Annotated in this window: 16 protein-coding genes, 1 tRNA gene and 1 rRNA gene; 9 read left to right on the top strand and 9 right to left on the bottom strand. The window is 53.3% G+C overall.

The window, feature by feature from the left end; translation table 11 throughout:
• Window positions 1-89: 89 nt before the first annotated feature.
• On the bottom strand, window positions 90-5,069 hold the full coding sequence (locus K0I31_RS15450) for a S8 family serine peptidase (protein WP_220078932.1): 4,980 nt from the start codon (window positions 5,067-5,069) through the stop codon (window positions 90-92).
• A gap of 635 nt (window positions 5,070-5,704) precedes the next feature.
• On the opposite strand from K0I31_RS15450, the gene K0I31_RS15445 reads away from it, so the two are divergent.
• Window positions 5,705-6,625 (top strand): LysR family transcriptional regulator, encoded by a 921-nt coding sequence (locus K0I31_RS15445; RefSeq protein WP_011866756.1) that lies wholly within the window; start codon window positions 5,705-5,707, stop codon window positions 6,623-6,625.
• An 80-nt stretch (window positions 6,626-6,705) separates the two neighbouring features.
• On the opposite strand, the gene K0I31_RS15440 is transcribed toward K0I31_RS15445, so the two are convergent.
• From K0I31_RS15440 to lhpI, 4 genes are all read right to left on the bottom strand, one after another.
• Window positions 6,706-7,653, bottom strand: a complete 948-nt coding sequence (locus K0I31_RS15440) for a DUF4097 family beta strand repeat-containing protein (RefSeq protein WP_220078931.1) — start codon at window positions 7,651-7,653, stop codon at window positions 6,706-6,708.
• On the bottom strand, window positions 7,650-8,162 hold the full coding sequence (locus tag K0I31_RS15435) for a hypothetical protein (RefSeq protein ID WP_220078930.1): 513 nt from the start codon (window positions 8,160-8,162) through the stop codon (window positions 7,650-7,652). The genes K0I31_RS15440 and K0I31_RS15435 overlap by 4 nt, the downstream gene beginning before the upstream one ends.
• Window positions 8,162-8,734 (bottom strand): RNA polymerase sigma factor, encoded by a 573-nt coding sequence (locus K0I31_RS15430; protein WP_434086901.1) that lies wholly within the window; start codon window positions 8,732-8,734, stop codon window positions 8,162-8,164. Before K0I31_RS15430 ends, K0I31_RS15435 begins: the two co-directional genes overlap by 1 nt.
• 272 nt (window positions 8,735-9,006) lie before the next feature.
• Window positions 9,007-9,951, bottom strand: coding sequence for a bifunctional Delta(1)-pyrroline-2-carboxylate/Delta(1)-piperideine-2-carboxylate reductase (gene lhpI / locus K0I31_RS15425; protein WP_220078929.1), 945 nt, complete (start codon window positions 9,949-9,951; stop codon window positions 9,007-9,009).
• Between the two features lie 262 nt (window positions 9,952-10,213).
• Here lhpI and K0I31_RS15420 point away from each other — a divergent pair, with 262 nt between their 5' ends.
• Both K0I31_RS15420 and K0I31_RS15415 read left to right on the top strand, forming a co-directional pair.
• Entirely contained in the window at window positions 10,214-12,076 is a 1,863-nt protein-coding gene (locus K0I31_RS15420; RefSeq protein ID WP_220078928.1) for a methyl-accepting chemotaxis protein, read from the top strand.
• 132 nt (window positions 12,077-12,208) lie between these two features.
• Window positions 12,209-13,789, top strand: a complete 1,581-nt coding sequence (locus tag K0I31_RS15415) for a sensor domain-containing diguanylate cyclase (RefSeq protein WP_220078927.1) — start codon at window positions 12,209-12,211, stop codon at window positions 13,787-13,789.
• Between the two features lies 1 nt (window position 13,790).
• On the opposite strand, the gene K0I31_RS15410 is transcribed toward K0I31_RS15415, so the two are convergent.
• The 3 genes from K0I31_RS15410 to K0I31_RS15400 form a co-directional block, all read right to left on the bottom strand.
• A complete protein-coding gene (locus tag K0I31_RS15410; protein WP_220078926.1) occupies window positions 13,791-15,416 on the bottom strand; it encodes a methyl-accepting chemotaxis protein in 1,626 nt (541 codons plus the stop codon).
• Window positions 15,417-15,571: 155 nt separating this feature from the next.
• A tRNA-Phe gene (locus K0I31_RS15405) sits at window positions 15,572-15,647 on the bottom strand.
• Window positions 15,648-16,046: 399 nt separating this feature from the next.
• Complete coding sequence (locus K0I31_RS15400) at window positions 16,047-16,805, bottom strand: outer membrane protein assembly factor BamD (RefSeq protein ID WP_220043147.1); 759 nt, start codon at window positions 16,803-16,805, stop codon at window positions 16,047-16,049.
• Window positions 16,806-16,928: 123 nt separating this feature from the next.
• On the opposite strand from K0I31_RS15400, the gene rluD reads away from it, so the two are divergent.
• From rluD to K0I31_RS15380, 4 genes are all read left to right on the top strand, one after another.
• Window positions 16,929-17,900: a 23S rRNA pseudouridine(1911/1915/1917) synthase RluD gene (rluD, locus tag K0I31_RS15395; protein ID WP_011866747.1), complete on the top strand. Its 972-nt coding sequence runs from the start codon at window positions 16,929-16,931 to the stop codon at window positions 17,898-17,900.
• A complete protein-coding gene (gene pgeF / locus K0I31_RS15390; RefSeq protein ID WP_220078925.1) occupies window positions 17,900-18,619 on the top strand; it encodes a peptidoglycan editing factor PgeF in 720 nt (239 codons plus the stop codon). Before rluD ends, pgeF begins: the two co-directional genes overlap by 1 nt.
• Before the next feature lie 114 nt (window positions 18,620-18,733).
• Window positions 18,734-21,307: an ATP-dependent chaperone ClpB gene (clpB, locus tag K0I31_RS15385; protein WP_220078924.1), complete on the top strand. Its 2,574-nt coding sequence runs from the start codon at window positions 18,734-18,736 to the stop codon at window positions 21,305-21,307.
• 146 nt (window positions 21,308-21,453) lie between these two features.
• Complete coding sequence (locus K0I31_RS15380) at window positions 21,454-21,771, top strand: hypothetical protein (protein ID WP_220072096.1); 318 nt, start codon at window positions 21,454-21,456, stop codon at window positions 21,769-21,771.
• A 150-nt stretch (window positions 21,772-21,921) separates the two neighbouring features.
• Here the strand turns inward: K0I31_RS15380 and K0I31_RS15375 are convergent, their stop codons facing one another.
• Window positions 21,922-22,377, bottom strand: a complete 456-nt coding sequence (locus K0I31_RS15375; protein ID WP_220043143.1) for a DUF4124 domain-containing protein — start codon at window positions 22,375-22,377, stop codon at window positions 21,922-21,924.
• A gap of 121 nt (window positions 22,378-22,498) precedes the next feature.
• Here K0I31_RS15375 and pssA point away from each other — a divergent pair, with 121 nt between their 5' ends.
• Together pssA and K0I31_RS15365 are read left to right on the top strand one after the other, a co-directional pair.
• Window positions 22,499-23,335 carry a CDP-diacylglycerol--serine O-phosphatidyltransferase gene (gene pssA / locus K0I31_RS15370; protein WP_220078923.1) on the top strand — a complete coding sequence of 279 codons (837 nt, stop codon included), beginning with the start codon at window positions 22,499-22,501 and terminating at the stop codon, window positions 23,333-23,335.
• Window positions 23,336-24,124: 789 nt separating this feature from the next.
• Window positions 24,125-25,667: ribosomal RNA gene (locus K0I31_RS15365) — 16S ribosomal RNA — on the top strand.
• Window positions 25,668-25,699 lie beyond the last annotated feature (32 nt).

The following is a 25,699-nucleotide window of genomic DNA, read 5'->3' as shown; positions in this document are numbered from 1 at the left end:
ACTGCGCCAATTTAAGATGGCATAAAAAAGGGCCCTCAGAGAGGGCCCAAAGACAAGGTCTAACTAAATGTTTTAGTGCCAGATACTGCTTAGTGCAGCTTACGGCGTCCGGCGATTAGACCCAGTAGGCCCAGTGCCAGGAAGCCAAGGCTACCACCCGAGTCAGAGTCACCGCCCTGATCTGGGGTTTCTGGCGCCGGAGGCGTTGGCTCAACACCGTCTGAGTTCACCGTCAGCATGAAGCTGGTGGAGGCGGCGTCAGATGGGTAGGCCATATCGTGTACGGTTACCGTCACCAGGGTCTCACCATACCAGTCGGCATCAGGTGTGATACTGAAGCTGTCGCCATCCACAGTTGCCGTGATGTGCTCACCCGATACCATGATGCCGTTGGCTGTGCCTTTAACATCGTTGTAGGTAACAGTGATGCCTTCCAGCGTGGTGTTTTCTTCCATCATCATGTCGGCAATAGCTGCCACGCTGATATTCGATGGGCTAGAGACCTCATGGGTTACCGTCACCAACTCTGAGTCTGCATACTGAGTATCGACTTTCACATAGTTGCTAGCGCCGACGGCATTTGCCGACACACGCGCCGAGAACTTGAGTGATACCTTTGACTGCTCAGGGCCGCGATAGTCGGCGCAGACAACAGTGCCTGAGCTGATCTTCTCGTCGACATCCTTATAGGCGAAGCCGTCGTTCAGCCAACCACCGGCAGGGCCGAAGGTGGCGCGCTCACCCCAGTAACCGTGTAGACCGACAGAACCGAACTGATCGTTCTTTGTGTCTAAGGTTTCATAGGCGAAGATGATCTCTGGGCTTGCCTCATCGAAGCTGATGTCAGTTGCGACGATAGTCTGAATGTTGAACTTAGCATCCGGATCAGGCGTATCGTTACCGCTGAGGAAGGCGTTCCACTCCTCACCACCATCCCACTGGAAGATATAGTGCTTATTGGTGATCACCGCATAAACAGCATGCTCATAGCGACCCGTATTCCAGTTGAACATGGTCTGCGGCATTTTCACATCGCCGCGCCATAGTGGTGCCACCATAGTGTCTGGGAAGCCCTGGAAGATATCGTTAAATTCCAGGTTGTAGTTCCAGAAATCAGGCATTGGGTCAAACTGCACATAGCCGAATGGCGAGATGGCTAACACGTCCTGTCCAAACACTTCAGGGTTACCATACAGTGGCACATGGGGTAAGCCGTTGGCACTGAGTGGGATCAATAGTGTCTGATTCGATCTTCCAGACAGACCTATGGGCTGAGATCCTTGAGAAGGCAGATCGAAGAAGCTGCCATCTTCCCCATAGGGCACTCGACAGGTCTCATCTGTGAGGTTGGTGGTAAAGACATAGTGGCGTTTCATCTTGCTCGAAGATGGCTGCACCGCCGCGATTGCGATATTGTTGCCTTCGACCGTCATGCCTTCGCTATAGTTGCCTATACCGCCCACAGAGACAGAATCTGGAATAAGCACTAGGCCATCGCTTAATTCTGTGTTGAAGGTAAACTCACGCTCACCACCAAGCAGGTTAGGCGCCAGTTCGACGACGAAATCTAGGATGTCACCCTCTTTGGCTGCCGTTTGTGAGGCGCTGATATTGGTGTCACTGCCCATGTGCATTAGCTTGACTGCGAAGTCACCTAGGTTAGTGTCGTTATACTCATCGCTTCCCAAACCGACCATGCCGTAGTAGACATCGCCTTCCTCTGCGCCTGGCAGATTGTAGTTGAGCTTCAGTTGATATGGAGTCATGCCGTCATTGGTAGCAGGTCCTTCGACGGTCAGGTTGCCAGTATCAGCGTCACCTACCACGGCAAGGCTTAGCTCGAATGGATCGGCGAGGTTCTTCTCGTCCTCATAATCCCACTTCCAGTTGGCAGCGATGGCCCAGTAACGACCCGGCATAGGGTTATTGATGGCGCAGAAGTCACCGTTATCTGTCTGTGAGAAACAGATGGCTTCGTCTAACCATTGGATATCCTCGTCGCCGTTTACATCCATACCTAAGTCTATCGAGGTATAGGCGTGTTTTGGTGCCGATAAGACTTCCCATACGACGCGCTTGGTACCTTCGGGCACATCAAAGAAGATAACCTTGGCGCCGCCATCCTCAATCTCCTGACGTGTATAGCCGTCTGAGTAGAGTCTGACGTCGGCGCGCTTAAGCTCGGCGTCGTGACGCTCACCTTTGGTGAGGCCATAGACACGTGAGTTTAGCGACTGTACCTCTTTGGTATGGATCTCTGGTGTCAGGTTGTGGCCCTGCTGGCGATGTATGATGCCAGAGACCTCGCTAGGCAGGGTGTCGCCCTTATAGCGGACTCCAACAGGCAGGTGCTGCATAGGCTTGCTGCTGTCGCTCGGCGTCAGCTTAACGCTACCTGTCAGCTGGTTCTGCGAAGAGTCGGCGCCAATGGCTTCCACTTCGAGGATCTTAGCCTTGAGGCTGATTGCCTGAGACTCGCCGGCCTTGAGGGTAAAGGTCTTAGGCGATACCTCAAGTTCCAGCATCTGTGCGCCTTCCATCTCGTTAGGCGTTGCCTCAACCGTCCAGGTACCGTCTTGGGTTGCGGTTACCGTACGCATCCAGGTACAGGTGCCAGCACAGCTATCGTGATAGAAGTAAGGCAGGTTCAGGGTGTGAATGTTACCACCATTCTTAGGGTTAGCGGCGCGATAGTTGTCGACGCTTTCATCCAGCAGCAGTGGAGCGTTGTTGGCGCGTGATACGTTGATCACCCCGCTACCCGCGTCGCTGAAGCCCGCCGCGACTGGGTCGTAAGGATTACCGTCACGAGCGCGTGTGACGCCTTCCAGTGATGCCGTGGTCATCAGCGCCGATTGGATCTGCGCAGGTGTCCAGTCAGGATGCGCCTGAGTCAGCAGCGCCATGGCACCGGCAACGTGTGGGGCTGCCATAGAGGTACCGCTGATCGCAGCGTAGTCGGCAGGCATGCCTTGGGTGGTGAATGGCATTTCATCGGCCCAGGCCGCGTAAATATTCACACCTGGAGCGGCAAGGTTAGGCGACATTACATCTGGCGCTTCCAGGTTGGGGCCGCGAGACGAGAAGTCGGCAACATAGTCGGCGGTACCTTCTTTAGTGCTGACCTCAGATGCGGTGATGGTCAGGGTGTGACCGCTACCTGCGGCGAGCCAGCTTTGCAGGCCGTAATAGCCGTTATCGCTGTTGCCATAGTAGCTGCCATAGTCGATGTTGATGCCAGGGATGACGTAAGGGTCGTTATGGGTCGGATCTGAATATCCTGGGTTCCACAGGATAAAGCCGCCAGCGCCACCGGCCTGAACGTTTACGGCCTTGCTGACTCGGGCGATATCGCCGCGCTTACAGACGACGATTGGCGCCGTGGCATAGGGATTGCCTTCTGGGTCGGCATCAAAGAAACCGGCTGGGAAGGGCTCGTTACACATCTCATACTCGCTGCCATAGGCCTTGGCCTCGACAACTGGGCCTGTGTAAGCTTCGGTGATCCCCGAGCCAACCAGATTGCTAAGTGGCTGATCGCCGCCCGTGGCATTGGTCAGCATCTTACCCTCGACGGCAATAACACGGCCATGTGTGGTGGCCGCTACCGAGGTGAGCCAAGGCGAGAAGTGATCGATGGCGCCGCGTGCCTGAGAGGCATATTCTGGCATGTAGGAGTTACCGGCAGAGGCCGACACTGAGATGCCTGCTTCACGGGCGGCCAAGAAGCCCAGCTCCATAGGATCGTCCCACGGGAATGTGCCGAAGGTAGTCCCGATAGAGTAGTTGATCACATCCACGCCATCGGCGATGGCATCATCGATAGCTGCAAGCAAGGCAGAGCCCTTACAACCAGCATAGCTGTCGCCAAAGCTGCCATCACCCGGGTAACAGACCTGATACATGATGACGTTGGCACGAGGCGCGACGCCTGAGATCTTGCTGAATTTGAGTCCAGTAGGAATACCGTCGCCGGTTTCGCCAAGTGAAGCCACCACATAGTCGACATCTGAAAGCTCGTTACCCGCCGCGGTCGAGGAGGTGTGTGAGCCATGGCCGTTGTAGTCTTCACCGTTTTGTGGACGCTTAGGATCCTCGACCTGCCAACTTGGGATATCTGGCTGGAAGATAGGATCGAGATAGCTGTCGGTGATCGCCTCGTATGAGCGTACCCCGATTAGCTTATCGTTACACATGCTGGCAAATTCGGCCTTTTCACAGTCACCGAGATAGTGGCTGTAACGCGCAGGCATCTGGTGCACATAGCCATCGCCGGCGACTGCAGCGAACGATGGATGATCTGTGTTGATCCCCGTATCCAGTACGCCGACGACTATGCCTTCGCCCTTAAACTTATCGTCTGCTGCGGTGCCCATCCACATGCCATCGGCGCCGATATGTTTAGGTCCAACGTCTGTGTGCAGCTCATACATTTTTTCCAGGCTGACATTGCGAATGCCTGGCAGTGCAGCCACACGAGCGGCTTGATCTTGGGTCATGCGCATTGCCATGCCGTTAAAGGCCAGGTTATATCGTTGCTTCACCTCGACATTACCACCTACTGTGGCACTGATCTGAGACAGTACCTGAGTCTGTTTGTCGGCGAGGTAGTTGGTGTATTGCTTCACCGCACGACTACTCATATCGACCTTGTTGTGGCCTCGTGCATTGAGCATCACGGGGACAGTGCTCATCTTAGGTGAGGTGGCCGCCAGGTTAGGCAGGTCGCCGCGATAGAGTGAAACCGGCTTGTCGCTGAGCTCGACGATATAGGTCTGCTCGCCTGTTAGGCCGGCCTCAAATTTAAACGGCACCTTGCTATTTTGCTGAGTGGCAATGGCGCGGTGTACGTTCTTGCCATTGCTGCCACGTTGTTGCAGCGATTCACTACTCTGGATACCGTTGCGCTGTTTACCGGCGCGCAGGTCCTCATTGTATTTCAGGATGGCGTCGGTGATCTCTATGCTGCGCATGTTATGCGTATCAGCATTACTCGACGCGGCGGCGCCGCCAACGCCGGCGGCATAGATGGCCGCTATCGTCATGAGACTTATTTTCTTCAATTTCATTGGTTGTTCCCTTTTCTTTTTATTGTCAAAGCTTGGGCTTGGTTGCAAAAGTAAGGCACTCGTACACCATTCGATTTTTATTGAGTTACGGATGTGCAGGCCAATGCGTAAAAGGTATAGGGGTATGCATAACAGGTATGTGGGGAGGAAAAGAGAAAGCTTAAATCGTCAGGGTGAGATGAGAGTTGATTGGTTTTTTAGGCTGTTAACTTTTCAATGAGCAGTGTTTTGTATTGCAATGGATGGATTTTGTCATTTTAACTGTTTGTGAGGAGAAACTTTTGTGGAAAGTTTGCGACTCGTATAACAGGCTGCCGTATGTATCATTTGGTAGCAAACTGATACAAATTGTTAATTTTGTGTTGCATGCGACCAATTTGTCTATTTGATTAGCGAATACTTAACCTTTAATGATGTTAAGTTTTTGTTTTAAATGATCTTGGTTGAATTTTGTCCAGAGGCTGACTTTTCTCTTCTGTATCCCCTAAGGCCCGAGTCTTGCGCTTGGTAGGCGCACCCCCTATTTCTCTTGTCTCGCGATAGTGATAGAAATTAAGCCTAGGCTGTATTCAATGCGGCACTAGGCCAAGTTCATATCTGTGGCAATCATAAGAATAACTATAAGAGTGAGATAGATGGAATTACGACACTTAAGGCACTTCATTGTTCTGGCAAGGTTGAAGAGTTTTAGCAAGGCTGCCAATGAGCTGCACCTAGCTCAGCCTTCATTATCTCGCAGTATTCAGAAGATGGAGGAGCGTCTGGGGGCCAGCCTGCTGGCCAGAGATGAGAAGCATTTTGCCCTGACCGAATATGGCCGCCTGGTATTGGCTCAGGGGGAGTTGATCGTTAGCCAACTCGAATACTTGGAATCTGAGATCAAAACCAAACAGGGGCTGGAGAAGGCCAAGCTGGTCATCGGCGCCAGCCCCATTCCGTCCAACAGTATTATTGGCCCTGCGGTAGGCAGGTTTATCCGCGATAACCCGGATATCTCTCTGGAGCTAAAGGTCGAGAGTTGGAGCCGACTCTACAAGCTGTTGCTTAAGGGGGAACTCGACATGTTCATCGCCGAGACTAATGCCACCTTACTGGATCAGCGAGACAATGTAATCACGCAGTGCCTGCCTCAGTCCCAGGCCATTTTCTGCTGCCGCCCCCATCATCCACTGACTCGTCTGAAAACCGTCTACCTACCTAGTCTGCGCGATTACCCTGTGGGTATGCCCAGCGCCATGCCGCAGCTGTTGAGGCAAAGATTTGAGGATCTGTTTGAGGAAGACAGACATGACTTCGTGGGCTTGGTGAAGTATGCCCAGTTTCAGCCGATCAAGTCGGCCATAAAAGAGTGTGACATGGTGGTGATTACCCCTGATATTTCGGTGCGCGAGGAGCTGGCATCGGGAGAACTGGTGGCTCTGGATGTGGTGGGGGTACCGAATATCAAGGCGAGCTTTAGTGTGGTATCAATGAAGAATCGTCGCTTGAGCCACAGCGCCGAGCAGTTTGTCGACTCCTTACTGACCCACTCTTCCGCCAAGGCGGTTGGTTTTTAGCTACTCGATAAGAGAAATAACAAAAGGGCCTGATATCAGGCCCTTTTTTGATGCGAAGATTCGGGTTGTCAATCTCAGCCCTAGCGCTGCTTGAGATTGATATCGCCGCTGATGGTGTTGATCAAAATATCGGCGCTGCCTTTGCCCATCTGGAATTGTAGCGAGCTGCCAGGACCATACTTAGGTCGTTTCGGTTTATCCTGGGTCAGGCGATTGTCGATGTCACCGCTTGGGCCGCCGTCGATGGCGAAGGTCGCATCCAGGTTTGCCGGTAGGCTGAAGCTGATGTCGCCGCTGACACTGTCCAGGCTGGCCTTGGTGGCCAGGGCGGAAGCCGATAGGTTCAGGTCGCCGCTGACGCTCTGGGCCTTGAGTCGGTCCACTTTATCTAAAGTCACCTTGGCATCTCCCGATACCAGCTCGATAGAGACCTGGTCGGCGCCGCTGTCGGCCTCGAGCTTACCGCTGACCAGGGTGTAGCTGACCTTACCCAGGCTCTGTTTATCTTTGATGTTGCCCGATACTGTCTCCAGCTTGAGCTTGCCTTCAAGCCCCTGGCTGACAATGTTGCCCGAGACAGTATTGATGGCCACCTGCTCGGTGAGATCTTCGGCCTTGATGTTACCGCTGACGGTCTGCACATTGATGTCACCGGCAAGCTTACTCACTCTGTAGTTGGCCGATACCCCTTCGCCGTTGAGCTTGAGCTTTGCCGGCACCTTGATGGTCAGGCGTGAGCCCTCCTTGTTGCTACCCGAGTAGTGGCGGGGCAGTTTATCTTCGATAGAGATGGTGCCGGACTTTTGCTCTACCGTGAGGCCTTCGCTCAGCTCATCCAGGGTGCCCGTGATGGAGATGGCGTCCTGATCCCAGGAGAGGATCTCGACTTCGCCGCGCTGCACCTCCAGGTTCAGACGCAGATCCCCTTCGACTTCGATGCGTTTATCCACGCTCTGCGCCGCCAGCACAGATTGGCTCAATAAAAGCAAAGGCAATGCCAGGGCGGTAGTTTTTAGTTGTATTTTCATATCATCTCTCCTGTGGTATCTCGATCGACAGGGAGTTTCTGCCCCTGTTTGATTAATTCAATCTCGCGTTGCTGGGTCCATAGCCAAAGCTGCCACAGCTGTTTGTCAGTCGGGTTGAGCTTTAGCGCCTCATAGATCTCCTTGGCGGCGGTTCTTAGCTGTTCTATCCCTTGCTCGACCGGCTGGCTGTAAGGGCTGCTGCGCCAATCGACTCGCGTGGTCAGGCTTAGCGCGTCGACGCTTGCCTTATGCTGGGCCTGAATGGCGGCCAGAGTCTGAATGAGGGCCTCGTTCTCGGCATCAGGCATTGTTGGCCCAAGGCTCAACTTGCCGACCAGCAGCGCCAGCAACAGGGTGCTGGCGATTGCCATGGGACGCCAGTAGCTACGGGGGCTATCCTTGGGCGCATCGAGGCGAAGTTCGACCCCTTGCCAGAGATCCCGCTCTGGCGTCATTTCCCTCGGCGTCTCTTCGAGGAGACGCTTGAGCGTATCTGCCTTGTCGACCATTAGATCATCTCCTGCAGTAATTTCTTGGCCCTGTGGTACTGCGCCTTGCTGGTGCCGGGGGCAATATTGAGGCGCTTGGCGATCTCGTCATGCTGATATCCCTCCAGGGCGTAGAGGACGAAGACGATACGGGCGCGCTCCGGTAGACGCAGCAGCAACTTATCCACCCCCTGATAGTCGAAGTCGATGGCGGCTGCATGGGTCTCTTCGCTCGACATAAACCTGGCCCAGAAGCTCTTATGCTTCTTGATACAGCTCAGGGCCTGATTCACCGTCAGGCTGTGGAGCCAGGTTGTAAATTGGCTCTTGCCATCGAACAGGGGCAGCTTCTGCCACAGGCGCACAAAGGTTTCCTGGGTGGCTTCTTCTGCCAGCTCGGTCTGGCCGGCCAGACGAAAACAGAGGGCGTAGACGCGTCTGTGATGCTGATCGTAGAGTTGTCGAAATGCCGTCTTATCTCCCTGTTTGGCGCGCTGCACCAATACGGCATCGAGGAGCTGGTGAGCATCATCTGGACTCGTGAGTGCGCTCAAATCTGTCTTCCCTGTGAGTGAACAATACCTATTAGACATAGGCAGCGATTGAAATGGTTTAAAGCGAAATGAAAAAAAGTGTTGGCTTAAGGTATATCAGCGAAGAACGAATGCCAACCAGGTGGGAAAAGTCGCATTTAAAGAGGTAGAAACATTCGAGGTTATGGTGAAGCAGCCTATGAAGAAACCGTCATTGAAGGAGCGAATGTCGAAGGAGGCAACGGTTAAAAGGGGCTAAGAAAACAGGGCGGCTTAGCTGTACTGGATTAGCTGTACTAGCTTAGCCGTCCAATGGTGTCATCTTATAAGCGTTAGGCCTGTTTTTCGTATACCAGCTGGGCACCCACCAGGTCCGCAAGGGCGGTGCCGACCGATTTAAACAGGGTAATGCCTTGCTCGTCTCGGCGACTAGGTATGTCACCGCGACAAAGATCCGCGAGTTCGCCCTTGACCTGGGATAGCTCAAACAGGCCTTCCGACACAGGGATCAGCAGCTCGCCCGCCTCGGCGAAGACATTGACCTTGGCATCCACATAAACCTCGGCCTTGACGACCAGCTCGCTGTCGCATTCGCGTCTGTCATGGTTGTGGTTGCCCACCAAGTCCACATGGGTGCCGGGCGCGACCCAGGCGGAATCGAAGAGTGGCGCTGGCGCCCCGGTGGCGCAGCTGATGATGTCGGCCGTGGCGACGGCCTTTGGCAGATCCTCACAGGCCTTCACCTCTATCTGCGGCGCGGCGGCCTGGATAGCGCTGATGGTCTTATCAACCTTATCCGGCGAGCGGCCCCATACGGTTATGGTGTCCAGCTGCCTCACGCTGGCATGCGCCAACGCCATAAAAGTCGCCAGCCGTCCTGTACCAAACAGCAGCAGATGCTTGGCATCAGACCGCGACAGATACTGGCTCGCCAGCGCCGAGATTGCGGCCGTGCGCCAGTAGGTGACGCTGGTGCCATCGACCAGGGCCTGGGGCTCACCGGTTTCGCGGTTAAAGATCAAAATCTTGGAGTAGAGGCTCTCAAGTTCGGGAGACTTCTTAGGATTGCCGGGAAAATAGGTGAAGGCCTTCACCGCTATGGTCTTCTGGTTCCAGGCCGGCAATACGGCAAAGGCATCGCTGTGGCTACTGTCGTCTAACGGAAAGACTTGGCGCTGGGGCATTCCGGCGGGCTGGGAAAAGGTGTCTCTTAGGGCGGCGGTGAGACTGGGGAAGTCCAGTGCCTGGTGCACCGCTTCGGCATCGATAACTTGCATAGTACCTCCTATTTATTTTGGGATATTGTATGCAGTTTGTGATTAAATTGAAAGCTGAGTCATTTACTTAAATCTGATGGTGGATTTTTTTTTAGCCAATCGAGCTCGGCAAGCGGCTGAATTATTAATAATTCATTAAAGATGAATGTATGTAAGTCGATAGTTACTATACTCAATATTGGAATCAAATTTGGCATTCCAAGGTGTTAATTGTCGTTGAAGACAAGTAAAGCAATAACTTCAACAAAAAGGATCTCCCCCTATGCTCATTCGTCACAAATTACTCGTTAGCGCAGCAGTGTCTATCTGTTCTGTGATAGCGATGTTTGGTTTGCAGCGCTTTTCGGCGGCAAAGCTGGATGATTTGTCCCATGCTGCACAACAAGTTATCGAACTTGAAAAGGATGTTTTGAGTTTACGTCGAGATGAAAAAGACTTTTTTGCCCGTTTGGATCTGGCCTATCTAGATAAGCACAAGACGCAGGCGAGAGAGTTAGACGAGAAGATGGTCAGCCTAGGAGCCATCTTCGATCGGCATGATATCTCCCAGAGCGATCTGCAAGCCTTTAGGCAGAACCTGACCCGTTACGAGTCTATCTTTGCCGATATTGCCGAGCTGCAAAAGCAGATTGGCCTGCATCCTAAGGATGGCCTCTATGGTGCGCTGCGCAGCGCGGTGCATAACGTAGAGACTCTGGTGAAGGAAAAGAACGAGCCCGAGCTGATGGTGACCATGTTGCAGCTGCGCCGCAACGAGAAAGATTTTATGCTCAGGCGCGCCATGAGTTATCTGGATAAGTTTAATGGCAACTTGGCGCTGCTGAGACAGCAAGTTTCTGGCTCCATGCTCAGCGATTCGGTCAAGGGGGAGCTTAATGCCCTGATCGACGATTATGAGAAGAACTTCAAGGCCTTGGTCAGCAAAGAGCAGGAGCTGGGTTTGGACAAAGACAGTGGCAGCATGGCGAGCCTGCGAGACAGTATTTCCTCGGCAGAGAAGTCCTTGGTGCAGCTTAAGGCACAATCCATGGACGCGATTAGCGATGCTGAGAGCGCAACTGTTACCATCAGTATCGTTGTTTTTATCCTAATTACTCTGGTTTTAATCGGTTTCACTCTGGCGATCATTCGCAGCATCATGGAGCCTGTGCAGCGGATCAGCGATGCGATTTCACGCATCGAGGCAACCAAAGATCTGACCCTGAGATGCGATACTAAGGTGGATGATGAAATCGGCCAGATAGCCCGTCATTTTAATAGCATGGTGGAGTCGTTTCAGTCGCTGATCCGAGAGGTGCTGACCTCGGTCGAGGTGGTGAATCACTCCTGTCAGGAGCTGTCGGAGAACTCGATGCGTGCCTCGGAAGGGGTGGGACGTCAGCTCAATGAGACCGACATGGTGGCGACCGCGATCACCGAGATGGGGGCGACCATAGATGAGATCGCCAGCAATACCGAGTTGGCGGCAGAGCGGGCTGGTAATACCCATGACAATGCTCAGCAAGGTCAGGTCGGCGTTGAGCACACCATAGAGAAGATCCAGGCGTTGGCGGCGCAGCTCACCGACTCGGCTCAGGTGGTCTCCGAGCTTGAGAAAGACAGCGAGACCATAGGCAGCGTGTTGGATGTGATCCGTGGCATTGCTGAGCAGACCAACCTACTGGCGCTAAATGCCGCCATCGAGGCCGCCAGGGCCGGCGAGCAGGGCAGAGGCTTTGCCGTGGTCGCCGATGAGGTGAGAAGTCTGGCGATGCGTACCCAGGAGTCGACCGAGGAGATCGCCGGTATCATTCAGACGCTGCAGTCTCGTACCCGCTCTATCGTGCAGCTGATGGAAGCGACCCAAAGGCAAGGCATTGAGAGTGCGGATCAGGCAGCGAGTGCGGGCGCCCTGCTGGAGCAGATCAATGCCGATGTCACCAACATCATGGATATGAGCACGCAAATCGCCGCGGCCATCGAGGAGCAGAGCATGGTGGCCTCCGAGGTGAACAAGAATGTGGTGGTGATCCGAGACATTGCCGCCGAGTCGGCCCAGGCGGCGGATGAAAACGCCAAAGCCTCCGACGATGTGAAGGCGCGCACCCAGGTTCTCTATCAGGCGGTGAGTCTGTTTAAGATTTAGGCGGTTGATTTAGAAAGGGGGCTTAGGCCCCTTTTTTTTTGAAATTTATTTGTGAAATGCTGGGTTTATACTCAAATTCTGTCGTCGGGTCGACTAAGCTAGTCTAGAGTGCAGGACAAAAGAGAGTGGTCGATGCGATTAAATCACTTCCTAAATATTTTAGCCCTAGGGCTCTTGCTGCTGTCATTTCTGACCGCAAGCGGCATCTATTACCTCATCTACCTGCCAAGAATTGAAGAGCAAGTGATCTCAAGGCAAGACAGAGATCTGCAGGCGGTTCAAAAGGGGATCGCCTACGCCCAAAAAAACCTGGACACCCTCTGCTACGACTACGCCATCTGGGATGACATGGTGAGCTTTGTCGATAATGTATCGCCTGAGTTTGTGACCAAGAATTTGTTTGATAACGCCTTTGAGGCGGCCAATGTCGATGGTTTCTATGTGTTTAACCGCCAAAATCAGCTAGTGTGGCAATATCGAAGTGGCGCTGATTTTGACTCGCAGCAGTTGCCCTTAGGCAAGGTTGGTGTGGCAGGCAAGCTTCTCCCCTCAAAGGTGGAGATGGATACAGGGAAGCCTTCGGTGCGCAGCGGTCTGCTGCGCATGGGATCTAGGGTGGTCTATTTCAGCAATGTCACCGTCTTGCCCAGTAACGGCGAGGGAGAGGTGGCGGGTAGCTTGCTGACAGTACGTAACGTAAGTCAGGCGATTCATGAGGAGATAGAGCTGTTTAGCCTGATCAAGTTTGACCTCGAGGTACTGGCTAAACCTGAGCTTTCCGGTGAGACCTCGCTGGGCTTTAGAGAGACACCTAATGTGGATGAGATCTCTGCCCAGCATTCTTGGTATCTGCATGATGCGCTTAACGTGCCTTCCCTCAAGATCACTGTGATCCACGACCGGAACCTTATCCCCTCTATCTTTACCGTAGAGTCAATCCTGATGTTTTTAAGCGTCCTGGTGATGTCCTACATCGCCATCGTCCCCTTCTCGGCGCTGGTGGTCCGGCCGCTGCGGGTCGCCAACGCCGTACTGGATAAGATGGCCCACAGAGGTGTGTTACTCACCATGCCTACGGGTTGGGCGATCACCGAGGTGGCTAAGCTGACCGAGTCTTTCAATCTGGTGGTGGAAAAGTTGGAGCGGCATCAAAACTATCTGGAATCTCTCTCTTTTAACGACCCCCTCACTGGCATCGCCAATCGCCGCAGCCTGGAGGTGTTCGCCGAGCGCGCTCATAAACAGTGGCGCGAGGGCAAGGGGGCGATTGGCTTCATCATGCTGGATATCGATTTCTTCAAGCCCTATAACGACACGGTCGGGCATCAGAGTGGCGACCAAGCCCTGATCAAGGTGGCCCAGGCCCTGATGCTGGAGTGTCGTCGCCGTGGCGAGCTAGTCACCCGTTATGGCGGCGAAGAGTTTTGTGTGGTGATCCACGGCGATAACCTGGCGCAGATGGAGTTGCTGGCCAGGCGCATGCTGCAAAGGGTGCGGGATCTCAACATCTATCATCAAGCCTCGCCCTACGAGATCATCACCGTCAGCATGGGCGCCGTGCTCTACGACGGCTATCATCCCGAGTTTGCCGAAGACGACTGGCAGCATATGGTCAAGTTGGCCGACGAGCAGCTCTATCAGGCAAAAGAGAGCGGGCGAAATAACCTGCAGATACTGCATCGCAAGGTGAGCCCGCTCTTCGTGGTTGGCTGAGTCAGAGCCTGAAGGTGGTAACCTGTTGCCGCATCGAGTCGGCCAGCGAGGTGAGCTGGGCGATGGAGTGACCCAGCTCTAAGGCAGATTCCGTTGACTGGCTGGCGATATCGCTGATGGCGATAATGCTGCGGTTAATGCTCTCGGCGACACTGCTCTGCTCCTCCGCCGCCGTGGCGATATGGGTGTTCATCTCTGTGATGTTGTCGACCGAGGCGACTATCTCCTGCAACGCTTCCCCCGCCTTGTTGGTTTGTTGATTGGCATCATCCACCTGTTTAATGCCCACATCCATGGCGGTGACCGCCTCGTTCACCCCGCTCTGCAGCGTCTCTATCATGGTCTCGATCTCTTGAGTCGCCTCCTGGGTGCGCTGGGCGAGGGAGCGAACCTCATCGGCGACCACGGCAAAACCCCGTCCCTGTTCGCCGGCACGGGCCGCCTCGATGGCCGCATTGAGCGCCAGCAGGTTTGTCTGCTCGGCAATCCCCTTGATGACGCTGAGTACGCTGCCGATATGTTGGCTCTCGTGGGACAGGTGGGTGATCACCTCTGAGGTGTTCTGGATCTGCATCGACAACGCCTGCATGCTGCTAATCGACAGTTGGACGATATCATTACCGTTGGCGGCGAATCGGTCAGCATTTCTGGCCGAGTCGGCGGCGGCTGTGGTGCTTTGCGCTACCTCGTTGACCGTTGCCGTCATCTCATTCATGGCCGTCGCGGTCTGCTCCGTCTCCGCCTGCTGCTGTTGTATGCGGGCATTGGAGATCTGGGTGAACTCGTTGAGGGCTAACGCCGAGTCACTGACGCTGTTGGCCGCCTCGGCGACCCCTTTGAGGATGCCGCGCAGGTGGCGAAAGACATCGTTGAGCCCGGTGGAGATCAGCCCCAGCTCGTCCTTGTTCAGTTGCTCGAAGGTGACAGTGAGATCTGAGTCTTGCTGTATGGTATGTAGCTGAGTGCGTATGTGGTTGATGGGTTTCATCACGCTGCGGTTTATCCAGATGCCGAGCACTATACTGGCAATGGCGGCTACCAGGGTGATGAGCATGAAGAGGGAGATAGAGGACTCGTAGATCTCGGCGACCCTGTCTTTCTCCTCGCCGGCGACCTTGAGCTGCAGGCTTATCAGCTCGGCAATGGTGCCGCTGATGGGATCGATCACCCGGTAGAGTGGGATAATCTCCTCCCGTAGCTGGCCGGCAATGTTACCAGACTTACCCCCGAGCAGCTGTTCCAGATGGGTGATACGCTGATTGGCCGGAACAAACAGGCGCTCGGCCTCGTCGACCAAGCGTTTCTCATCCGTGGTGAGTTCGGTGGCCACGTATTGGCGCCACTTGCTGTCTATGTTGTTGCTTGCTTCCTGCAGGGCTTGATTGGCCTGCTCGGCGCTGAACTCACCGGCATTGGCCTTGTTGATGGCGTCGATGACGAATACGGCGTAATCGTCGGCGATCACCTTGAGATCTTCTAGCGGAACGACTCTGTCGTTATAGATGGTGACGACACCTTTCTCGATATTATTCATCATGTTGATTGCTAAGATGCAGATACAGATGAGGAGCGAGAGGGGGAGTAAGATGCCGAAAGCCATCTTGTGCTTGATTTGAATATTGTTCATATAGATACCCAAATGAAGGAGTAAATAGCAGAAAGCTAAAACTTATGACGTATCTATAGGTATAGCAAAAGATTGAAATGGGTAAGATGAATAGAAACAAAAAAGCCTCGCAGTGCGAGGCTTTTTTGTTTGGTGCGCTAGGCACCCTCAGAATATGGTGCCCGAACCCGGAATCGAACCAGGGACACGAGGATTTTCAATCCTCTGCTCTACCGACTGAGCTATTCGGGCGACGGGGTGCATTAAAAGGCTTTTGCGCATTTGAGTCAACACATTTTTGCAAAAACTTTGTTTATCTCGCTTGTTTGGATAACTTTTGCCCGAAACGTCGATTTTTAGATCAAATGTCGCTGTAAGGCCTCAGGGAGGAGTGAGAAAGGACGTGGACTGGGGAGTTAGTTCTTGGTCGTTCATCTCGGTGAAATCTGACTGCTTATAGGCGGAATGGATGGTTATTTCGGTAATAACGGGCAAGGTGTGACAACCATTAAGGTGTAATGGTAGTTTGTGCCGACAGTTGGGCCATGTGGTGGGTAAGAGGCTAGATAGCGAGTAAAAGGCTCCCGAGATAAAAACAGATCAAAAAAAGCCCCGCAGTTGCGGGGCTTCTTAATTCAATTATTGCCAGGTTTACTTGAGCATATCGTTGTTAGGGAAGTTGCTCTGCATCACCATGAGTACGTGATCTTTCAGCTTCTGCTGGCCGAGTTCCTCGTAGGCGGTTGCCATGATCTCAAGGGCGCGCTCGGTAGCAGGAGTACCCGGGTAGGTTTCCAGCACTGTCTGGGCACGCACTGCGGCGGCGCTCCAGGCATTCATCTTGATGTAGTATTCCGCAACCGTGACGGCGTATTTGGCCAGGCGGTTTTTCAGGAACTGCATGCGTTTTTGCGCATCGGCGGCATACTTGCTGTTAGGATATTGCTTGATCAAACGATCGAAGTCTTTGAAGGCGTCCTGGGCGGCCTTGGGATCTCGGTCGGTTCTGTCGATGTTGAGCATGTCGTGAAACATATAGTTGTCCGACTGCATGTTCACCAGGCCACGCATATAGTAGACATAGTCGATATCTTTATGTGTGGGGTTAAGGCGAATGAAGCGATCGATATTGGCAATGCCCGACGCCGAATCGTCCAGTTTGTAGTATGCGTAGATCAGGTCTAACTGCACCTGAGTCTTGTGTGGACCGAAGGGATAACGAGAGTCTAGTGCCTCCAAAGATCGCACCGCTTTACTATAGTTACCCAGTTCCATAGAGGTTCTGGCTTGAGAATAGAGGACTTCGGGGGAAGATTTGCTCAGTTCAATATCATCTTCGGGTTTACTACTACACGCCGCTAAGGCCAATGACAACAAGGCGATAGCTGCGCCTTTAGCAAAATTATGCATACTTGAATTCGATTCTTTGTAAGTTGTTGTTTAAGAATTTTTCCATTTCACGATAAAATAGAAACAATCCGATTGTAACAGATAGCACTTTATTTTGGACCCCAAAACGCGGGTACGGTTCCTATGACACAAGAGATTAATCTAAAAAGCGAGATCACAGCAACACAAACCGGGCAGAGATTAGACCAAACCTTGGCCGAGTTGTTCCCTGATTACTCCCGTACACGTATTAAAGAGTGGATTCAGGCTGGTGCCGTCTACGTCGATGGTATGGTGCAGACTAAGCCGAGAGAAAAGGTGCTCGAAGGCCAGGAAATTGAGATCGAAGCCACTCTGAAGGAAGAGATCAAGGCCGAGGCCCAGGCGATCGATCTGGATATCGTCTACGAAGATGACCATATTATCGTGATCAACAAACAGGCGGGTCTGGTGGTTCATCCGGGAGCGGGCAACAGCGACGGCACTCTGATGAACGCGCTGCTGCACCATTGCCCCGAGATCGAGCTCGTCCCTAGGGCGGGTATCGTCCATCGTCTCGATAAGGACACCACTGGCTTGATGGTGGTCGCCAAGACGGTCGAGGCCCAGACCCATCTGGTTGCAGCCCTGCAGGCCCGCGAGATCACCCGTGAATATGAGGCGATCGTGAGTGGCACCATGACGGCCGGCGGCGTGGTGGATGAGCCGATCGCCCGTCACCCAACCAAGCGTACCCATATGGCGGTGCATCATAGTGGCCGTCCCTCTGTGACCCACTACCGTGTGGCAGAGAAGTTCCGCGCCCATACCCGTCTGCGTCTGCGTCTGGAAACCGGTCGTACCCACCAGATCAGGGTACACATGGCGCACATAGGTCACATCTTGGTGGGGGATCCCGTCTATGGTGGTCGTCCTCGTCCACCGAAGAAGGCGACACCTGAGCTGATGGAGGCACTGAACGGCTTTAAGCGTCAGGCGCTGCATGCGGTGCGCCTCGAGCTGGCACACCCCTTCACCTGTGAGATCATGAGCTGGCAGGCGCCAATCCCAGAAGATATGGTGGCCTTGACCCGCGCTCTGCGTGACGACACTAAGGCTCATCCGGTGGAATATTAATGCTGCCTCAAGACTGGTTCATTCCCCCTGGCGTGAAGCTGGCTTTTAGCCGGCGTCAGGGTGGTGTGAGCCAGGCTCCCTTCGATAGTCTCAATCTTGGCGACCATGTCGGGGACGATCCCGAGCATGTTCGCCAAAATCGTCTGCTTGCGGCTCAGGCCTTGGGCATGTCTGGTAAGCCAGCCTGGCTGCAGCAAGTACATGGTATTGAGTTGGTAAACCTGGATCTGGACACTAACCGTGTCGCCGATGGTAGCTTCAGCCGTAGTGGCGAGCATACGTGTGTGGTGATGACCGCCGACTGCCTGCCTGTGCTTATCTGCGATCGCTCGGCGACTCAGGTGGCGGCGGTGCACGCCGGTTGGCGCGGCTTGTGTAACGGCATTGTCGAGGCCGCTATCGCTGAGTTTGATGCGCCCGCCAAAGAGTTACTTATCTATCTTGGTCCCTGTATCGGCCCCAAGGCCTTCGAGGTCGGGGCGGAAGTCAGGGCGCAGTTTATCGCCCAGCATGCCGAAACAGATGCCTTTTTTACCTCGAGAGACGATAAGTTTTTAGCCGACCTGCAAGGGATCGCCCGTTACCGGGCAGAGCGTCTCGGCATCGCTTCCGTCTTTCAACTGCCACACTGCACCTATAGCATGAGCGCAGACTATTTCTCCTACCGCCGCGAGGCAAAAACCGGGCGCATGGCCTCATTTATCTGGCTGGAAAAATAGCGTAAATTTTCAGCAATTTTTTCCTTGTTGCTTGAATCCTCCTAAAAAGTCCCCATTTATACTGGTAACAAAGCACTGAAGGTTTCCTTCATTCGTTAATTTTTAGGAGGCTGTATGCGACTCGATCGTATGACGAATAAATTCCAGATAGCAATCTCCGATGCTCAGTCATTAGCGTTGGGGCGTGACCATCAGTTTATTGAGCCGATCCATCTGATGATGGCGCTGCTTAATCAAGATGGTGGCTCAATTCATCCACTGCTGACCCAGGCCGGGATCTCGGTCAGCACCTTGCGTTCCGCCCTGAGCCAGGAGCTTGAACGATTACCGCAAATTGAGGGCACGGGCGGCGATGTCCAGCTCTCGCAGGCACTGATTCGCCTGCTGAACCTGTGTGACAAGCTGGCGCAAAAGCGTAAAGACAAATATATCTCCAGCGAGCTCTTTGTCTTGGCGGCACTCGAGGGGAGCGATGCGTTGGCGCAGTGTCTGAAGAAATCTGGCGCCACCAAGGAGCTGCTGGAGAAGACCATAGAAGAGGTGCGTCTTGGCAAGAATATCGACGACCCTAACGCCGAAGATCAGCGCCAGGCACTGAAGAAGTTTACCGTGGATCTGACCGAGCGCGCCGAGCAGGGCAAGCTAGATCCAGTGATCGGTCGTGATGATGAGATCCGCCGCACCATTCAGGTGCTGCAACGCCGCAGTAAGAATAACCCTGTGCTCATCGGTGAGCCGGGTGTGGGTAAGACGGCCATCGTCGAAGGGCTCGCCCAACGAATCATCAATGGCGAGGTGCCTGAGGGGATCAAGAATAAGCGCGTCTTGTCACTCGACTTGGGCGCCCTGGTCGCCGGGGCCAAGTATCGCGGTGAGTTCGAGGAACGCCTCAAGGCGGTGCTCAACGAGCTGGCTCAGGAAGAGGGCCAGGTGATCCTCTTCATCGACGAGCTGCATACCATGGTGGGCGCCGGTAAGAGCGATGGCGCCATGGATGCGGGGAATATGCTTAAGCCAGCTCTGGCCAGGGGTGACCTGCACTGCGTCGGTGCGACTACCCTGGATGAGTATCGTCAATATATCGAGAAAGATGCCGCCCTCGAGCGACGTTTTCAGAAGGTGCTGGTGGATGAGCCGAGTGTCGAAGACACCATCGCCATCCTGCGTGGCCTAAAAGAGCGTTATGAGCTGCATCACCATGTGGAGATCACAGATCCCGCTATCGTGGCGGCGGCCAGCATGTCGCATCGTTACATCTCAGACAGGAAGCTACCCGATAAGGCGATCGATCTTATCGATGAGGCAGCGTCCAGTATTCGTATGCAGATAGACTCTAAGCCAGAGCCGCTGGATAGATTAGAGCGCCGCACCATTCAGCTGAAGCTGGAGGAGCAGGCCCTAAGCAAGGAGAGTGACGAGGCGAGTCTGCGTCGACTCTCCACCTTGCGTAGTGAGCTTGCCGAGGTCGAGGCCAAGGCCGCCGAGCTTAATGAGGTATGGCATACCGAGAAGGCGGCGCTGGCGGGCACTCAGCATATCAAGGCGGATCTCGAGCAGGCCCGTATGGATCTCGAGGTGGCCAGACGTGCAGGGGATCTGACCCGCATGTCCGAGCTGCAATATGGCCGTATTCCCGAGCTGGAGAAACAGCTGGATCTGGCGGCTCAGGCCGAGATGCAGGATATGACGCTGCTGCGTAACAAGGTTTCCGATGTGGAGATCGCCGAGGTGCTGTCCAAGGCGACCGGTATTCCTGTGTCTAAGATGCTCGAAGGGGAGAAAGAGAAGCTGCTGCACATGGAAGAGGCGCTGCATACCCGGGTGATTGGTCAGAACGAGGCCGTGGATGCGGTGGCCAATGCCATCCGCCGTAGCCGTGCTGGTCTTGCGGATCCTAATCGTCCTATCGGTTCCTTCCTCTTCCTTGGCCCTACCGGTGTGGGTAAGACTGAGCTGTGTAAGTCGCTGGCGAAGTTCCTGTTTGATACTGAAGCGGCCATGGTGCGTATCGATATGTCCGAGTTTATGGAGAAGCATTCGGTATCGCGTCTGGTAGGGGCACCTCCAGGTTATGTGGGCTATGAAGAGGGCGGTTATCTGACCGAGGCGGTGAGGCGTAAGCCTTATTCGGTGATCCTGCTCGACGAGGTGGAGAAGGCGCACCCCGATGTGTTTAACATACTGTTGCAGGTGCTGGACGATGGTCGTCTGACCGATGGTCAGGGACGCACGGTCGATTTTCGAAATACCGTGGTGATCATGACCTCTAACCTGGGCTCAGAGGTGATTCAGGAGCGTTTCGGTATCGCCAGTTACGCCGAGATGAAGAGCGAGGTGATGAATGTGGTGACTCACAGCTTTAGACCCGAGTTCCTCAACCGAATCGATGAAAGCGTGGTCTTCCATCCGCTTGAGTCTGAACATATCGCTCATATTGCGCAGATCCAGATAGACAATCTGAAGGCGCGTCTGGCGGAGAAAGACTTTGAGCTTGAGGTGAGTGATGATGCCTTAGCCTTAATCGCTCAGGCCGGATTCGATCCCGTCTATGGCGCAAGGCCGCTGAAACGCGCCCTGCAGCAAGAGGTGGAAAATCCGCTGGCTCAGAAACTCTTGAGTGGTGAACTGTTACCAGGTGCGCCAATCAAGGTCGATGCCGCGGGTGGCGAACTCGCCTTCCATCAATAAGCCTTAGCCTTATGCAAGAAGCCCAAACCTAGGTTTGGGCTTTTTTTATCACTGGCATCAGATTGCATTTGGCTATTATTTGCACTAGTTTGCAAAGGGTGAGATCTCTTCCTAATTTAAGTTTTTATACTGTGAAGGAGTACTGGATGAAAGCAAGGTTAGCAGTTATAGCATCTCTGGCCGTGTTGATGACGGCATGTAGCTCAGCACCAATGCAAAGCAGTGGCCCGGCCTTTGTCGGAGTCGGCAGCGTTGACTATGACAGCCTCTATCACTATGGCTACAACACGGGTTGCCGTAGTGCCGGTTACCTGAAGCAAAACCCGGGCGCCGATACCTTAGAAGGAATGAAGGATAAGGTGTTGGATGGTTTGAGCGAGTTTGATAAAGGCTGGGACGCCGGTACTCAGGCCTGTCAGGATGGGGTGAGCCGTTCTATGTATACGGTGAAAGCGAGCGGCTAGATTCGGTCGGTTAAGGCTTTTTTTTTGGATGGTAAACCTAAAAACAAGAAGCGACAGCCAGAGTCATTTGGGTTGTCGCTTCTCTATTTCTTCTCTACTTCTCTGTATCTGGAGCGAAGTAGGAAAGAAGGCCTGTTTAAATTAGCAGAGCTATTTGTCGCAGAAGAGTTTGATGCGCTGTTTCTGCGCGGCGATCTCTGACTGCCTGTCTTCCTCTGTCATACGCACCATTTCACCATTTTCTTCATTCTTACGTGTCAGGCGAGTATGGGTCTCAAGCACATTTAACTGATGCTTGGCATTTTCGCAGATGGCCTTGGCCTGCGCCTTATCTTTCTCATTGATTGCCTCGGCGGCTAATGCGGCCTCGCTCTTCTGCTCGCCCTGTTTTTCGACGACCTTAGGGGCGGTGAAGCCAACCTTCTTCTGTTCGATATCTTCGCTATAGAGCTTTTCTGTCTTTGCCTCGGGGGGCTTTTCCTGACTGTAGTGGGTGACACCGTTTTCATCGACCCACTTATAGATGGTCGTTGCAAATGCTGGGGCGCAAAGGAATAGGCTTAACAGTGCGCTGAGATAGAATTTTCCGGTCATCATAGTATCCATATCTAGGCCGGGAGAGAGTGCAAGAGTGCCTCATCTGCCAACAATTAGAGGTCCGTATAAAAAGTGAGCTTAAATCTGTGTTATCTTTTTATTTTATCAAGATAACCTTGCTCCTTAGTATATGCAAAATTTAAACAAAGAGACGGTGAAGAACCGCGGTATCTACCTTTTACCCAACCTGTTCACCACGGCGGGATTGTTTTCCGGCTTTTATGCGGTGATCGCCTCCATGAATGGCCACTTTGAGGCGGCAGCTATTGCCATCTTCGTCGCAATGATCTTCGATGGCCTCGATGGGCGGGTTGCCAGGATGACCAATACCCAGAGTGCCTTCGGTGCCGAATATGACAGCATGGCCGACATGGTCTCCTTCGGGGTGGCCCCAGCGTTGATCGCCTATAACTGGGCCTTGGCCGATCTGGGCAAGGTCGGTTGGTTGGCGGCATTTATCTATTGTGCCGGCGCCGCGCTCAGGCTCGCACGCTTCAATACCCAGGTAGGTGTCGCCGATAAGCGCTACTTTCAAGGCTTGGCGAGTCCGGCCGCAGCGGCGATTATTGCCGGCGCCATCTGGACAGGCACCTATTATGAGATAGAAGGCCACCAGGTCAGCATACTGGCGCTGTTAATGACAGCTGGTGCCGGTCTCTTGATGGTGAGTAACTTCCGCTACTACTCCTTCAAAGACTATGACTGGCGCGGCCGGGTTAACTTTATGGTGATCCTGGCGCTGGTGGGCTTGTTTGTGGTGGTCTCGGTTCAACCGGCAACTATCCTGTTTATCGTCTTTAGTCTCTACGCACTCTCTGGTCCCATCTACACCATACGCACGGTGAAGAAGTTAAAGGTGAGCCATGTGGTGGGTGATGAGAATGAAACCGATATAGATATTGCTCAAGAGACAGATGAATCCAAACAAACTGAGCAAGATGATTCAGAAGCCGATAAGAAGCAGTAGCACTTAAGCTTATATTCTAAACCTATGCCCATATAAGGAGCCAAAAGAAGGCGACACTGGGATAAGACGATACTGAGATAAGACGATACTGAGACAAGGCGGCAAAAGCACAGATGCTATAAGGGCTAAATAAACCAGCAGGGCAGCCTTGCAATCAGGCTGCTCAGATTTTTGGCAGAGTCGAATTTTTTGTGCCAAACTTATTTTCCGGTTTCAAATAAGCGAGTCACCAAATCGGTAGTTTGTGGTGTTGTCGTTACTCGCATGTTGCCTTTGTGTGTGGCTTTTCGCTGAATCTATCTCGTTCTGCATGTTTTTTGTTCGATCGATGTTTTTCGTTAAAAAAGCCCTTGCGCAAAAGATTTGGCTCCCTATAATGCGCTCCCACTGACACGGCAAACGGCGCTACTTACCAAGTGAGTAGGTAACGAATGTCGAGTCAAGGCGATAAGCGGTTCGAGTTTTTAAGCCGGTAGTTACAGCGCGAGAGCGCAGTAATTAACCACTTAAAAATCTTTTGAAAAAAGCGCTTGACGCCGACAGGGATAAGCGTAGAATACGCAGCCCTAGCCCGCTGGAGTCCAGTATGAGGCAAACGTTCTTTAACAAGATAAAACAAGAAATCTGTGTGGACACTCACAGGTATTGAGTTAATCGAAAACGATTTAAATCTCAATGCAACGATGAGTGTTCATAGCAATATGTACAAACATCCTTAGATTCTTCCGAGTCTAAGTGATGAATCAGAATTCATTGAGTCGTTTGGCGCAAGCCAAACACAAAAACTTTTAATTGAAGAGTTTGATCATGGCTCAGATTGAACGCTGGCGGCAGGCCTAACACATGCAAGTCGAGCGGTAACAGAAAGTAGCTTGCTACTTTGCTGACGAGCGGCGGACGGGTGAGTAATGCCTAGGGAACTGCCCAGTCGAGGGGGATAACAGTTGGAAACGACTGCTAATACCGCATACGCCCTACGGGGGAAAAGAGGGGATCTTCGGACCTTCTGCGATTGGATGTACCTAGGTGGGATTAGCTAGTAGGTGAGGTAATGGCTCACCTAGGCGACGATCCCTAGCTGTTCTGAGAGGATGATCAGCCACACTGGGACTGAGACACGGCCCAGACTCCTACGGGAGGCAGCAGTGGGGAATATTGCACAATGGGCGCAAGCCTGATGCAGCCATGCCGCGTGTGTGAAGAAGGCCTTCGGGTTGTAAAGCACTTTCAGCGAGGAGGAAAGGTTAACGGTTAATACCCGTTAGCTGTGACGTTACTCGCAGAAGAAGCACCGGCTAACTTCGTGCCAGCAGCCGCGGTAATACGAGGGGTGCAAGCGTTAATCGGAATTACTGGGCGTAAAGCGTACGCAGGCGGTTGATTAAGCGAGATGTGAAAGCCCCGGGCTTAACCTGGGAACTGCATTTCGAACTGGTCAACTAGAGTCTTGTAGAGGGGGGTAGAATTTCAGGTGTAGCGGTGAAATGCGTAGAGATCTGAAGGAATACCGGTGGCGAAGGCGGCCCCCTGGACAAAGACTGACGCTCAGGTACGAAAGCGTGGGGAGCAAACAGGATTAGATACCCTGGTAGTCCACGCCGTAAACGATGTCTACTCGGAATTTGGTGTCTTGAACACTGGGTTCTCAAGCTAACGCATTAAGTAGACCGCCTGGGGAGTACGGCCGCAAGGTTAAAACTCAAATGAATTGACGGGGGCCCGCACAAGCGGTGGAGCATGTGGTTTAATTCGATGCAACGCGAAGAACCTTACCTACTCTTGACATCCAGAGAACTTTCCAGAGATGGATTGGTGCCTTCGGGAACTCTGAGACAGGTGCTGCATGGCTGTCGTCAGCTCGTGTTGTGAAATGTTGGGTTAAGTCCCGCAACGAGCGCAACCCTTATCCTTACTTGCCAGCGGGTAATGCCGGGAACTTTAGGGAGACTGCCGGTGATAAACCGGAGGAAGGTGGGGACGACGTCAAGTCATCATGGCCCTTACGAGTAGGGCTACACACGTGCTACAATGGTCGGTACAGAGGGTTGCGAAGCCGCGAGGTGGAGCTAATCTCACAAAGCCGGTCGTAGTCCGGATTGGAGTCTGCAACTCGACTCCATGAAGTCGGAATCGCTAGTAATCGTGGATCAGAATGCCACGGTGAATACGTTCCCGGGCCTTGTACACACCGCCCGTCACACCATGGGAGTGGGCTGCACCAGAAGTAGATAGCTTAACCTTCGGGAGGGCGTTTACCACGGTGTGGTTCATGACTGGGGTGAAGTCGTAACAAGGTAGCCCTAGGGGAACCTGGGGCTGGATCACCTCCTTACCTATACGATTGACTGATATTTGTTGAGTGTT

It is taken from the genome of Shewanella spartinae, from assembly GCF_019457555.1.
In the GTDB taxonomy this organism is placed as follows: Bacteria; Pseudomonadota; Gammaproteobacteria; order Enterobacterales; family Shewanellaceae; genus Shewanella; species Shewanella loihica.
The sequence above is the reverse complement of the archived record's forward strand: the minus strand, read 5'-3'. Positions and strand labels throughout refer to the sequence as shown.